The organism is Mucilaginibacter sp. UR6-11 (assembly GCF_020880695.1).
In the GTDB taxonomy this organism is placed as follows: domain Bacteria; phylum Bacteroidota; class Bacteroidia; order Sphingobacteriales; family Sphingobacteriaceae; genus Mucilaginibacter.
Map to the genome: position 1 here is coordinate 232638 of NZ_JAJIWO010000001.1, position 13594 is coordinate 246231.

Sequence of the window (13594 nt, forward strand, 5' to 3'; positions counted from 1 at the left end):
ATTTTGTTAAACGTCAGAAAGGATTAGTTTGGAGAGTTGTTCGAATGCGGCCTCGTTGCGTTTGTAATAGGTCCATTGCCCCTTACGGGTAGACTGCACCAGGCCGGCGCGCTGCAGTATAGCCAGGTATTCAGAAACGGTGGATTGGGTTAACCCGCTCTTCAGCTGGATCTGTCCGACACAAACCCCATCTTCGAAACCTGCATGCTCCGCCTGTCCAGGAAAACTGGTTTCCGGCTCTTTGAGCCAGGCCAGTATCTGCAGCCGGGTCTTATTGGAAAGCGCTTTGAATAATTCTACCTGATCCATTGCACAAAGATATATCGGAATTTCCCGATATACCAATCAAATCATCAGAAATGACATTCTACTGATCAGTGATGCGAAGCCGCTGCGCCGGCGCTCAATTTGCGGCCCCGTCAAATTATTTGTTTAGCTAAAATGTTCTTCACGCTCCATTCTGACATCAGTTCCATAATATCCCGTAGCGATTCCCCCTTTTTACTCAATGAGTATTCAACACGTGGCGGGACCTCCGGATATGCTTTGCGAACAATAATACCTTCCGCTTCCAATTCTTTTAACTGACGTGATAGAACTTTAAGTGCAATGTTAGGCATCATCTTTCCAAGTTCGCCAAATCGCATCGGCCCTTTAAGCAGGATCCAGATAATAGGCGGTTTCCATTTGCCGCCGATTACGTCAATGGTAGCAGTTATCGGGCATTCTTCCGGGCCGTGCGTTTTTATTTCAACCTTTTTTTCCGTCATTATCTGATTTGCGCCCATATTAGACATAATTGACACTACTTGACATTTGGGTAACTACTTGACAAAAGTATAGTATTGCTATAGTTTTGTCAAATAAATAATTCTTTGAAAATGAAAATTATCATCATCGGTGCAACCGGCACCATAGGAAAACACGTAACGGCAGCGTTAGCACAAGATCACGAAATAATAAAGGCCGGGTCCAAAAGCGGAGACTTTAATGTCGATATATCTTCCGTTGAGTCAATTGAAGCTTTTTATAAACAGGTTGGCAAATTTGATTCGTTGGTTTGTGTCAGCGGTGATGGCCATTTCGGGCCATTAGGCAGTATGAAAGAGGCGCATTTCAGGGTTGGCATTAACAGTAAGTTGATGGGACAGGTTAACCTGGTGCTGATCGGTCAGCATTATATCAATCATAAAGGTTCTTTTACCCTGACATCCGGATCCTTAGCTGAAGATCCAATCATCCTGGGAACTAATTTAAGCGCGATGAACGGCGCCATCAATGGTTTTGTACGCGGAGCCGCAGTTGAACTTGAAAATGCGTTGCGCATTAATGCCGTAGCGCCGGATGTAGTTGAAGAATCTCCTATCTATTTCCCGTACTTTCCCAGGCATATTCCGGTCACTATGAATAGCGTAACCCAAGCCTACTTAAGGAGCGTTCTGGGCGGACAAACGGGCCAGGTTTATAAGGTTTCTAATCACTAACTACCGAAAAAATGAATTACGATAAAATTACTAATGAAACCGTCCGGTCTGCCTTCATCGCCTGGAACAACAGGGATCGCACAAGCTTTCTGAACCTAATCTCAGAAGATACCAAATTTGTACACAATGGCAAAGAAGAGAGCATCGTCGACTTTTCGGACCATTTTTTCTTCGGGCCGGTAAATGCTGTTTTTACGGCGATTCACCGTACAGAAAACAGCGGACAGTCGGTATTTGCAAGCCTGGTATCCGAAGAAACCGGAACAGTTGAAATCCTGATGCGCTTTGAAGTTGTTGACGGACTGATCAAAACCCTTGACGCCGGACGGCCTTAATTAAACCATGTTTCTTGGAGCTTCTATTCCCTGCTTTAATAACAACATCTAAGTCAGATGTTGTTATTTGTTTAGGATTGTCTGCGCATACTTTGCTTTATTTTTTCCCGATGCTGTTCGCCCCAGGCGCTCAGTTCGCCTAAGACATTTTTTAAAGTGCGGCTATAGCCCGTCGCTTCATAAACAATAGTCACCGGGGTGGTAGGGTAAACCTTGCGTGTGATAAAATCATTCAATTCCAGGTCCTTGAGCTCTTTAGCTAAGACCTTGGCGGATATGCCGCTCAGTTCGTGCTGGATCTCGTTAAAACGTTTTGACGATTGTACCAACGAAAGAATCAGCGGCAGTTTCCATTTGCCGTTCAGGACATAGAGCGCGTCGAGGACGTTTTTTAGCGAGTTAGCACATTCGACCTTATTTGGAAGGGGCTCATTTTTAATGACTTTCATAAAGGCAAAGGTAAGCACTTACCCGGATGTAAGCGCTTACCTTTAGGTAACTACTCACTTTTTGCCAGTCGGTAACTTTAGTTTTGCCGGTATGAAAAACATACTTTATATAAAGTCAAGCCTACAGGGCGAAGCGTCCTATAGCACGAAGCTGGGCAATGCCATTATTGAGAAGATTCAACTCAAATACCCTGGCAGCATCGTAGATGAGCTGGACCTGGTCAGCGCCGATATTCCGCATTTGAAACCTGAAGTATTACGTGCGATGTTTGCGCCCGAACCCGACCAGGCAGCCATTAGCCTTTCGGATACTTTAGTTAAACAATTATTTGCTGCCGATATCATTGTAATTGGTGCGCCGCTGATCAACTTTACCATCCACAGCGCGCTCAAAGCCTGGATTGATCATATTACCCGCGCCGGGGTCACTTTCGGGTATGGTGAAAACGGTCCTATAGGAAAAGTCACCGGAAAAAAGGTTTATATTGCCATGTCCTCCGGCGGAGTGTATTCCGAAGGTCCGGGTAAAACCAACGACTTTGTCGCACCTTACCTGAAAGCATTCCTCGGTTTTTTAGGCATGACGGACTTAACGGTGTTCCGTGCCGAAGGATTAAAAGTACCCGGCGTAAAAGAACAGGCAATGGAGAAAGCCGTGAACAGTATATTGATCGACTAATGGGAACATTAAATAGTTTTAAAAATTTCCTTGATACGCTTGCGGTGCAAAGTGTGCGGATGCCGGTATTATTTACCTCGCACGGCAGCCCGATGGATATCCCCCTGTCAAAAGAGGAGAAACCGTTTTGGAACAGTTTGTTTGCGTTGGGAAAGGATTTACGGCACAAGTACGAAATTAAGGCCGCTCTGGTTGTGTCGGCCCATTGGTGTACACAGGGCACCTTTGTCAATATATCGCCACAGCAAACCCAAATCTACGACTATTATGGCTTTCCGGATGAATACTATCGGGTGAAGTATCAGGCAGCGGGTGCGCCGGATATCGCAAGGGAGATCAAAAGAATCGTTCCATCTGTAACCGAGACCCCCGAATGGGGGTTGGATCATGATGCCTGGCCAATGCTGAAGCATCTGTTCCCGGAGGCCGACATCCCGGTTTTTCAAATGAGCATCGACTATCATGCTGCGCCTGATTATCACTTTCAATTGGGCGGGCAACTAAAGTCGCTACGGGATAAAGGGGTTTTGATTATAGGCAGCGGGTCGCTGATTCATAACTTACAATTAGTCAGGCAACGCTTCGCGAGCGGCGACATGACTCCTTTTGGCTGGGAAGCCGACTATGATCATTGGATCAAAAAAGAAATTGACCAGCGGAATTTTGATAGCGTCATTAATTACTACACCAGCCATACCTTAGGCAAACTAGCGGCACCTACCCCGGATCATTTTATGCCGGTATTGTACAGCCTCGGCCTGATGGACAGCAAAGATGAGGTGAAACACTTTTATGAGGGTGCGGCCAAACTTCCGGCATTCAGCGAACGCAGCTTTATACTCGAAAGCTGCTAATTTTCCAGGTCTTTAAGTTCCGTTTCACCTTTACCTATACCGCTGCTTGCACCGGTAATTAAAATCGTATTTCTCATGTTGCAATTATTTGATGATGTAAAGGTCAGCGGAAATGCAAAGCAGCAGATAACACAATTCCGGTAAATTGTATATTTATCACGGTTGGCAGACAGGCTAAAGAAATTCATTTCAGTTACAACTGTCCTTGATTTGGTTACAGTTGCATAAGATCAAATGCAGACTTTTGCTTCATAACAGTTAATCAAAAATCTAATGGAAAATCAAACAGCATCAGCAAATAAACCAATTGCATTAGTGACAGGTGCCAACCAGGGTGTGGGTAATGAAATAGCCAAAGCGCTCGCCGCTGACGGTTATGTTGTATATGTAGGTTCACGCAAACTCGAAAACGGGGAAAAGGCCGCAGCTGAGATTGGGCAAAATGCAAAAGCTATTCAGCTTGATGTTACCCAACAACAAACCATCAATGCAGCAATGGCGCGTATAGAAGGCGAATACGGCCGCCTTGACCTGCTGGTGAACAATGCCGGCATATCGCATGGCGGGACATCCCCCAAAAACCCGGAGGAACTGATGAGCACCGGGCGTGCCGTCAATGTGTCACTGGACGAAGTGCGCACCGTATGGGAAACCAATGTGTTCGGCGTTATAGCTGTTACACAGGCTGCTCTGCCTTTGCTGCGCAAATCATCGGCTGCACGCATCGTCAATGTATCAAGCGGCCTGGGTTCACTCACCTGGATATCCGACCCGGCTTGCTGGGCCAGAGAGCATTTCGGCATTGTGTACGCGGCCTCTAAAACTGCACTTAACGCGGTTACGCTTGCTTTCGCCTTAGAGCTGAAAAAAGAAAACATCAAGGTAAACTCAACCAGTCCGGGCTATACAGCTACAGCACTTAATAATTTCCAGGGCACAGACAGCCTTGAAGTTGGGTCACGTGAGCCGGTACGTGTAGCCCTGGAAACTGATGGCCCCACGGGTGGATTCACAGGACCTGACGGCCCGATGCCCTGGTAATACCGCTTAGCGTACTAAATAACCATATTACAACTCAATTATGACCGGCAGCTGAAACAGTCTCCGGTCATATCTATTATCTTTCAGCATGAAAAACGACAGGCCAAAGATTGTTAAACTCGAATCTATAACTGAGATACACCGTATGCTGGGTATACCGGGACCTGCTCATCCGTTAATCAGTTTGCTGGACACTAGGGAAGAACGGATTAACCTAAGCCGACTGCCGGTGAGCTATGTAACAACGCTTTACAAGATCTCCTTTATTAATAAGTTGGGTGGCAAATTCAGATATGGACAGGGCTATTACGATTTTGACGAAGGGAGCATGGTGTTTACGGCGCCTCATCAGTTAGTAGGCAGTACAGCAATTTACAAGGGAAACGAGGGCTTTTCGCTGATCTTCCATCAGGATTTCCTTCATGGTTATCCGCTTGCCTCAAAGATTAAACAGTATGGTTTTTTTTCCTACGCTTCAAATGAGGCCCTGCATCTTTCCGACCAGGAAAGGGCAACAATCTCCTCTGTTTTTACCATCATTCAGGAAGAATTGAACAGCCGGATAGACGATTTCAGCCACGATATAGTTATCGCACAGATCGAATTGCTATTGAGTTACGCCAAGCGCTTTTACAAACGGCAATTCCTGACCCGGCAAACTGTCACCAGCGATCTGCTGCAGCGACTGGAAGAACTGCTCAATACTTATTTCAATGAAGACAAGCCGGCCAATCAGGGTTTACCTACCGTACAATACCTGGCAGAGCAGTTAAACTATACACCCAACTATTTAAGTGATATGCTGCGTTCGCTCACCGGACTGAACGTACAGCAGCATATCCATGAAAAACTCATCGAGCGATCTAAAGAACTGCTTTCTACCACTTCCTTTACAATTAGTGAAATAGCTTACCAATTAGGTTTTGAACATTCACAGTCCTTTAGCAGGCTTTTTAAAACTAAGACCAGGCTTTCGCCTATGAAGTTTAAACAGGCTTTAAATTAACCTTTAACTGGGCGACAACACTATACTTATTGAATCTATTTAATAACTGAATTACTGGAGTAACAAACTTATGGATCGGACTTTTGTACTTGAAGAGTATTACGACATGCCGAGCGAAAAGGTGTGACAGGCATAAAGCTATAAAATCCTGGAGCAAGATCAAATAGCAAATCAAAACTCAGCGAGCCGATGATCTGTATTTTCTGAATTAAAGCCTGAGATTACCTGCGCTCCGCGGTACGCAACCGGGTGATTGATCACCCGGACAAGAATATTCCCTCTGGTTGAATCTATCTGCCTGCTTCATTAGAGTTTTGTTAGCGAATTCTATCACCACTTTTCCAGTTTTCAAAAGTTCATTCAAGTATCAACCGAGAGCATTTTCATATAAAAGCATTTAACAATTTCATAACCTAAATTTTCGATTAGTTAAAAATACGGCCTCTAAATTTAATATTTCAATCGAGGCTTATTAACTATTGTAAATGAAGAGGGTTTTGTTTATCACGGGTTCCATGCATCAAACTTTGCAAATGCACCTGATTGCACAGGAACTGTCCGAACTGGACTGTTGGTTTAGCCAAGTCTTTACCGATAGCCGAATTATTAACTTCATTATTAAATATACGACATTAGCCGATGGCACTGCGCTGGCAGGGCAGTTCAGGGATAATTCCGAAAGATATATGCAGCTACATAACCTGCAAATTGACTATGGCGCCAGGATTAATAAATATGACCTGGTGGTATATTGCTCAGATCTGCTTATTCCGCCCCGCATGCGGCGGGGAAAAACTATTTGGGTACAAGAGGGGATGGTAGACAAGGCAACGGTAATAAGTAAGCTGGTACAAGCTTTAAAATTACCACCGGCATTATGTGCTAATACCTCTTTAAACGGCTCTACCAATATTTGTGATTTCTATTGCGTTGCATCACCGGGCTATAAACAGCATTTCGAGAAAATGGGGACCAACGCCAGTAAGCTTATTGTTACCGGCATACCTAATTATGATAATGTAAAACAGTTTTTGAAAAACGACTTTCCATTTCGTGATTATGTAATGGTTGCTACAACGGATATGCGCGAGACCTTCAGGTTTGAAAACCGCCCGGCCTTTATTAAGCAAGCCGTAAAAATAGCCGCGGGCCGCTCGTTGCTATTTAAACTCCACCCAAATGAAAAATTTGACCGTGCAGAGAAGGAGATCCGGAAATACGCACCTAAAGGGTCGATGATTTTCAGGTCGGGCAATACAAATCATATGATCGCTAATTGTGCAGAGCTGATCACACAATATTCAACGGTTGTTTTTACAGGAATCGCATTAGGTAAAAAAGTTCACTCATGGTTCAATATCAACGAATTAATTAAGCTAACGCCGATACAAAACGGGGGCATTTCTGCACAAAATATTGCTGCGCTATGCAGAAGCTATGTAGCGCATGATGAAACACACGGGAAATTCAACCCCGCAGGCATCACAAAACAACAACAAACAGAGTCAGAACTATTGGAAGAACTGTTAATTAATTGACAAATGGAGGGTAAGATAGTAATCGTAATCCAGGCCCGCATGGCCTCAACGCGTTTGCCCGGCAAAGTGATGCGTCCCATATTAGGAAAAAGTCTTTTGGCAAGAATGGTTGAACGTTTGCAAATGATCAGCTATCCGGTATCGCTTATTATCGCTACTTCCGAAAATGAGGAGGACGACGTTATTGTACGGGAAGCTGAAGCATTGGAAGTGAAATGGTTTCGCGGCAGCGAGCATAATTTATTAGAAAGACATTATCATGCAGCAAAATTACTGGATGCGGCTTTTGTAGTTAAAATCCCTTCAGACTGCCCACTTATCGATCCTAGGGCTATTGATCGCGTTCTGAATTATTTTTTTCACCCGCCAATTAAATTTGATTACGTAAGCAATTTGCACCCGGCGACCTGGCCCGATGGTAACGACGTGGAAATAATGACCATAGCTTGCCTTACTGAAACGTATAAAAAGAGCAGCCGTAGTTTTGAGCAGGAACACACCACGCCTTACATATGGGAAAATCCCGATAAGTTTAAGATTGGAAATGTAGTTTGGGAAACGGGGAAGGATTATTCCATGTCGCACCGTTTCACGATAGATTACCTGGAGGACTATCATTTTATCAAAACTGTTTTTGAACAGCTTTATCTCCAAAAAAAAACTTTCTCGTGTAATGATGTCCTGGATCTGCTAACCGCACGGCCGGATATTATGCAAATAAACTCGGCTTATGCAGGGGTAAACTGGTATCGTCATCATTTGAGCGAATTAAAAACAGTTAATGCGGGCCAAACAAAAATGATCAAAATGCAAAGTACTTAAATATCTAATTTATGAAAAAAATTGCCTTAAATGTTCGTGAACATATCATCAGGATGGCTACCGCGGGTGGCTGTTTCATCGGCGCTTCGCTATCGGCTGTCGACCTGATCGTTTATTTATATATCGATTTTCTTAACGTCAACGTCAATAATCTTGATGATCCTGACAGGGATTATTTATTCCTATCCAAAGGACATGATGTACCAGCTCTGTACGGCGCATTTGTTGAGCTTGGCTTTCTGGAAAAAGAAAGATTAAATAACCATTTATCACTTACCGACCATATATACTGGCACCCAAACACCCACATCCCGGGCGTCGAATTTCATTCGGGTTCATTGGGCCACCTGCCCGCTGTTGCGGTGGGAGTAGCTATGGATATAAAGATACGCGGGGGTAACAATAAAGTGGTTTGCATACTTGGCGATGGCGAATTGAACGAAGGTTCCTGCTGGGAAGCAATACTGGTAGCCAATGCCTATAAACTGGATAACCTGGTTTTTGTGGTAGACCGCAACCAATTCCAGGCCAATGTACGCACCGAAGAATTGGTACCACTTGAGCCATTACAGGACAAATTTGAGGCATTTGGCGCGGCTGTTAAACGGGTTAACGGTCACGATTTTGCAGCGATAAAGCAGGCATTTGACACCTATCCTTTTCAAAGAGATAAAGTTAACGTGGTTATTGCCGATACGATAAGAGGCAAGGGATTGCCAAGCATACAGGAACGCGCCGACCGCTGGTTTTGTAACTTTTCGGCCGGCGAGGTAGATCAGTTATTGCTTGAGCTGCATGGCCATGCTGTTACCGAATTGACATCTGAAACCTTAATTGTACGCTAAGATGAGTTACGAAGAACTATTGACCGAAACAGCACTTGCGGATGAACGATTTATTGTGATGACCGCCGAAAACAGGGCATTGGTACGCAACCTGCCTGCCCTTTTAGGTAGACGTTTTATAGATACCGGTATAACTGAACAAACCATGGTGGGCGCCGCAGCGGGCCTGGCCTTACGGGGCCGCACACCGATAGTGCACGCCTTGACTGCTTTTTTAACCATGCGTGCATTTGAGTTTGTACGTACCGACGTTGGTATTGCCAATTTGCCGGTTAAACTAAGCGGTTTTATACCAGGTTTGTTGTCCGACGCGAACGGTCCCACGCACCAGGCCATCGAAGATGTTGCGCTAATGCGCGGAATCCCTAACATGACAGTATTTGCCCCTGCTGACGAAGATGATCTGGTTAAAATGTTGCCCTTTATCTGGCAGTCTGATGAGCCTGCTTATACGCGTATCAATACCCGGAAAACGACTTATCAGCACGGGGATTATATCCCCGGAAAGGCCGAAGTAATTTCAACGGGAACAGATGTAACCATTTTAACCTACGGCTTGCTATTTGAACAGGCGCTGGTAGCTGTTGAAATATTAAAAGACGAAGGTTTATCCGTAGGGCTTACCAATATGCGCAACCTGAAACCGGTTGACGAACAAGCTATACTTGATGCAACCACATCAAACCTCGTGGTGACCCTCGAGGACCATTTTTTAACCGGCGGGTTATATACCATAGTTGCCGAAACGCTTTTAAAACACCAGCAAAATGCTGCTGTGCTTCCCTTTGCTTTAAACGACAGTTGGTTCAGGCCCGCGTTATTGCCCGATGTTTTACAAAACGAAGGTTTTACCGGTAAACAAATAGCCGAACGAATACTCAGTTATCAAACTAACCATATTCAATCTGATATCTTAAAATCACAGTTTGCAGAATAAAAACCAAACATATGCCCAACAAAATAGCATTTAACGAAACCTATCCCGATATCACCCAGTCAGATAAATTATATAACCGTGCGCAAAAAGTGCAAAAACCTGTCACCCAGACCTTGGCAAAAGGGCCGGGACAGTTTACAAAAGGCGTTGCGCCAAAATATCTGGTAAAAGGCAAAGGCTCGCACGTATGGGACGTGGATGGAAATGAGTATATCGATTATAATTCGGCAATAGGACCGGTATCCTTAGGGTACGCCTACCCTGCAGTTGACAATGCTATTAAGCGACAGCTGGAAGACGGCATTACTTTTTCGCTGATGCACCCGCTGGAAGTTGAACTGGCCGAGTTGATACAGGAAGTTATTCCTAACGCCGAAGCCGTAAAAATTTCAAAAACAGGAGCCGATGTCTGCTCGGCAGCTATAAGGGTGGCACGCGCATTTACGGGGCGTGATAAGGTGTTTTGCTGCGGCTATCATGGCTGGCATGACTGGTATATTGGCGTTACCAGCCGTAACGCCGGCATACCGGCCGCCATACAGGACATGACCTATACTTTTGAGTATAACGATATCGAATCGATAAGCGCTGCACTCGATGAAACCGTAGCCGCGCTTATCCTGGAGCCTTTTATTTTCGAAGCGCCTAAACCAGGATTCTTGCAAGAACTGGCAGTCGCATGCCGTGAAAACGGCACCTTGTTGATATTCGATGAAATGTGGACTGGCTTCCGAATTGCAGCAGGCGGCGCGCAGGAATATTTCGACGTAAAAGCCGACCTGGCTGTATTTTCAAAAGCCTGTGCCAACGGTATGCCGATAGCGTTACTTACCGGCCGTGCCGATGTGATGGAACTATTTAATTCGCAGGTATTTAGTTATACCACCTTTGGCGGTGAGGCTTTGTCATTAGCAGCCTGTATAGCCACTATTAATGAACTCATTGATAAAGAAGTACCCAAATATCTCGACGAAAAAGGCGCCTTGCTAAAGGATGGTTATAACTGGTTAGTTACTGAGCTGGGCATGGGTAAATATACCCGTTGTATAGGCTTTAACTGCCGCACCATGGTAACCTTTACCCCAGAGGCTGGAAACGGGCTCGAAGTGAAAGCGTTAATGCAGCAGGAAATGATCAAACGCGGCGTACTGTGGGCCGGTTTCCATAATATGTGTTTTAGTCATACAGATGAAGATATTAACTATACCCTCGCGGTTTACCGCGATGTGCTTCCATTGGTTAAAACTGCGATTGAAAGCGGCAATATAAAAAGCTATTTAAAAGGCGAAGTACTGGAGGCAGTTTTCAGAAAAGTGAATGATTATAATATCAAACCAAAAGCCGTTACTACTGCCTGATGGAACTATTTTCATTAAACGGAAAAACCGCCATCGTTACCGGGGCGCTTGGGCTTATCGGTAAAAAACATTGCGAAGCGCTTGCTGTAGCAGGAGCAAATGTAGTGGTTGCCGATATGGATGCGGCGGCGGCAAAACAATTTGCACACGAATTGGGGGCAGGACATTACGGCATCGGCATTGATGTAACCAGCAAAGCTTCATTACAAACCGCTTTGGACGAAATCCTGGCGGTATATAAACGCATAGATGTATTGGTCAACAACGCAGCGGTTAACGATATGTTCGAAAATCCTGCAATGGCGGCGGAACTCTCGGCTTTTGAGAATTATCCGCTTGATGCGTTTCAAAAATCGCTGGATGTTAATGTAACCGGGGTCTTCTTATGCTCACAGGTATTTGGCGTTAAAATGGCAGAACAAGGGGGCGGCAGCATTATCAATATCGCATCTACCTATGGTATCGTAGGTCCTGACCAAACTATTTATCGCAATCAACACGGCGAACAGGTATTTCATAAATCGCCGGCCTATCCTGTCACTAAAGGGGCCGTTATAAATTTCACCCGTTTTTTGGCAGCCTATTGGGGCGGAAACGGCGTAAGGGTCAATACGCTTTCACCAGGTGGCGTTGAAAATAACCAGGACGATTTTTTTATACAAAATTATTCAGCAAAAACTTTATTGGGCCGCATGGCTAAATCTTCCGATTACCAGGGGGCGCTCCTGTTTTTAGCCAGTGAGGCTTCGAACTATATGACCGGGGCCAATTTGGTGGTAGACGGCGGCTGGACAGCAATTTAAACTTATGAGCTATGAAAGACATATTACAACAAAAGGCGCTAAAAATTAAATTATTAATTACGGACTGCGACGGCGTTTTGACCGACGGCGGCGTTTACTACGGAGACAACGGCGAAGACCTAAAAAAATTCAACATACGCGATGGTATGGGTGTAGAGCGTCTGCGTAAATGTGCCGGGATAGAGACAGCGATAATCACCGGCGAAAAATCGCCCTCTGTAATTGCCCGCGCAAAAAAATTACAGGTGGAAGAGCTACATTTATTTGTCAAAGATAAAGCGCAGGTTTTAAAAGAAATTATAAGCCGCCTGCGATTAAGCGCCCAGGAAGTAGCTTATATTGGAGATGACTATAACGACCTGGAAATAATGCAAATGGTTGGTTTAACAGCCGCGCCTGCCGATGCGCTACCAAAGATAAAAAATCAGGCAGACTATATTTGTCTGACCAAAGGAGGCGAAGGCTGTTTCAGGGAATTCGCTGAGATTATCATCGATGCAAAAAACAATTACCAAACCATATCTCCCGCAAAAAATGGTGTTGTTACCTTAAGTAACGGCCGTAAAATCGGGAAAGGGCACCCTTCATATATCATTGCCGAAATTGGCATTAATCATAATGGCTCGCTTGAAATTGCCAAAAAGCTGATAGACGAAGCAGTAGCCGCTAAAGCTGACGCAGTAAAATTTCAAAAACGCACGCCTGAAATTTGTGTGCCTAAAGATCAATGGGACGTTATGCGCGATACACCCTGGGGACGCATGACTTATATTGATTATAAGCGAAAAACAGAATTTGGCATTGCCGAATATGCTACTATCGACCAGTACTGCAAAAAGGCAGGAATAGACTGGTTTGTATCGGCCTGGGATGTGTCGTCTGTTGATTTTATGGAACAGTTTGACACCATATTATATAAACTGGCGTCAGCATCTCTAACAGATTTTGATTTGATTTCCCGTATCCTGGAAACGGGCCGTCCATTGATGTTATCAAGCGGCATGTCGACCATGAAAGAGATTGAAAATGCTTTGATTTTTGTGAATGAGTATGATGTTAATTATCCCGTTTTTTTGGCTCATTCCACTTCAGCTTACCCATGCAAGCCTGAAGAGCTTAACCTAAATATGATCCATACGCTGACTGATAAATTTCCGGGAGTGCCTATTGGTTACTCCGGCCATGAAACCGGGCTCGCTACTACCGTGGCCGCAGTAGCGATGGGCGCTACTTTTGTTGAGAGGCATTTCACGCTCGATCGGGCCATGTGGGGGTCGGACCATGCTGCATCGGTTGAACCACAGGGCTTCCAGCGTATGGTGCGGGATATACGCGATATAGAAACGGCAGCAGGCGATGGAATAAAAAAAATATATGAGTCGGAACTGGCGCCAATGAAAAGGTTACGGGTGAACCTGGGGGAAGAATATAGAATCAAATAAG

16 protein-coding genes are annotated in these 13594 nt (G+C 44.8%); 13 read left to right on the plus strand and 3 right to left on the minus strand.

Annotation, left to right across the window (positions count from 1 at the left end; translation table 11 throughout):
- Positions 1 to 6: 6 nt before the first annotated feature.
- On the minus strand, positions 7 to 309 hold the full coding sequence (locus LJ658_RS01090; protein ID WP_230544603.1) for a helix-turn-helix transcriptional regulator: 303 nt from the start codon (positions 307 to 309) through the stop codon (positions 7 to 9).
- A 110-nt stretch (positions 310 to 419) separates the two neighbouring features.
- Positions 420 to 770: a helix-turn-helix domain-containing protein gene (locus LJ658_RS01095; RefSeq protein WP_230544604.1), complete on the minus strand. Its 351-nt coding sequence runs from the start codon at positions 768 to 770 to the stop codon at positions 420 to 422.
- Between the two features lie 111 nt (positions 771 to 881).
- On the opposite strand from LJ658_RS01095, the gene LJ658_RS01100 reads away from it, so the two are divergent.
- Both LJ658_RS01100 and LJ658_RS01105 read left to right on the plus strand, forming a co-directional pair.
- Positions 882 to 1484 carry a short chain dehydrogenase gene (locus tag LJ658_RS01100; RefSeq protein WP_230544605.1) on the plus strand — a complete coding sequence of 201 codons (603 nt, stop codon included), beginning with the start codon at positions 882 to 884 and terminating at the stop codon, positions 1482 to 1484.
- Positions 1485 to 1495: 11 nt separating this feature from the next.
- The gene (locus LJ658_RS01105) at positions 1496 to 1819 is read left to right on the plus strand and encodes a hypothetical protein (protein WP_230544606.1); all 324 of its coding nucleotides are present in this window, start codon (positions 1496 to 1498) and stop codon (positions 1817 to 1819) included.
- Between the two features lie 71 nt (positions 1820 to 1890).
- Here the strand turns inward: LJ658_RS01105 and LJ658_RS01110 are convergent, their stop codons facing one another.
- Positions 1891 to 2268, minus strand: a complete 378-nt coding sequence (locus tag LJ658_RS01110; RefSeq protein WP_230544607.1) for a helix-turn-helix domain-containing protein — start codon at positions 2266 to 2268, stop codon at positions 1891 to 1893.
- A gap of 91 nt (positions 2269 to 2359) precedes the next feature.
- Between LJ658_RS01110 and LJ658_RS01115 the strand changes: the two genes are divergently transcribed.
- The 11 genes from LJ658_RS01115 to LJ658_RS01165 all read left to right on the plus strand — a co-directional run bounded on the left by LJ658_RS01115 (position 2360) and on the right by LJ658_RS01165 (position 13593).
- Positions 2360 to 2947, plus strand: a complete 588-nt coding sequence (locus tag LJ658_RS01115) for an FMN-dependent NADH-azoreductase (protein ID WP_230544608.1) — start codon at positions 2360 to 2362, stop codon at positions 2945 to 2947.
- Positions 2947 to 3801 carry a dioxygenase gene (locus LJ658_RS01120; protein ID WP_230544609.1) on the plus strand — a complete coding sequence of 285 codons (855 nt, stop codon included), beginning with the start codon at positions 2947 to 2949 and terminating at the stop codon, positions 3799 to 3801. The genes LJ658_RS01115 and LJ658_RS01120 overlap by 1 nt, the downstream gene beginning before the upstream one ends.
- A gap of 273 nt (positions 3802 to 4074) precedes the next feature.
- Positions 4075 to 4842: an SDR family NAD(P)-dependent oxidoreductase gene (locus LJ658_RS01125; protein WP_230544610.1), complete on the plus strand. Its 768-nt coding sequence runs from the start codon at positions 4075 to 4077 to the stop codon at positions 4840 to 4842.
- 88 nt (positions 4843 to 4930) lie between these two features.
- Positions 4931 to 5848 (plus strand): AraC family transcriptional regulator, encoded by a 918-nt coding sequence (locus tag LJ658_RS01130; protein WP_230544611.1) that lies wholly within the window; start codon positions 4931 to 4933, stop codon positions 5846 to 5848.
- 485 nt (positions 5849 to 6333) lie between these two features.
- Positions 6334 to 7386: a hypothetical protein gene (locus LJ658_RS01135; protein ID WP_230544612.1), complete on the plus strand. Its 1053-nt coding sequence runs from the start codon at positions 6334 to 6336 to the stop codon at positions 7384 to 7386.
- A 3-nt stretch (positions 7387 to 7389) separates the two neighbouring features.
- Positions 7390 to 8208, plus strand: coding sequence for a glycosyltransferase family protein (locus LJ658_RS01140; RefSeq protein WP_230544613.1), 819 nt, complete (start codon positions 7390 to 7392; stop codon positions 8206 to 8208).
- Between the two features lie 11 nt (positions 8209 to 8219).
- The gene (locus tag LJ658_RS01145) at positions 8220 to 9053 is read left to right on the plus strand and encodes a transketolase (RefSeq protein ID WP_230544614.1); all 834 of its coding nucleotides are present in this window, start codon (positions 8220 to 8222) and stop codon (positions 9051 to 9053) included.
- Position 9054: 1 nt separating this feature from the next.
- Positions 9055 to 9990, plus strand: coding sequence for a transketolase family protein (locus tag LJ658_RS01150; protein ID WP_230544615.1), 936 nt, complete (start codon positions 9055 to 9057; stop codon positions 9988 to 9990).
- An 11-nt stretch (positions 9991 to 10001) separates the two neighbouring features.
- Entirely contained in the window at positions 10002 to 11348 is a 1347-nt protein-coding gene (locus LJ658_RS01155) for an aminotransferase class III-fold pyridoxal phosphate-dependent enzyme (protein WP_230544616.1), read from the plus strand.
- The gene (locus tag LJ658_RS01160; RefSeq protein ID WP_230544617.1) at positions 11348 to 12151 is read left to right on the plus strand and encodes an SDR family oxidoreductase; all 804 of its coding nucleotides are present in this window, start codon (positions 11348 to 11350) and stop codon (positions 12149 to 12151) included. Before LJ658_RS01155 ends, LJ658_RS01160 begins: the two co-directional genes overlap by 1 nt.
- A gap of 11 nt (positions 12152 to 12162) precedes the next feature.
- Complete coding sequence (locus LJ658_RS01165) at positions 12163 to 13593, plus strand: N-acetylneuraminate synthase family protein (RefSeq protein ID WP_230544618.1); 1431 nt, start codon at positions 12163 to 12165, stop codon at positions 13591 to 13593.
- Position 13594 lies beyond the last annotated feature (1 nt).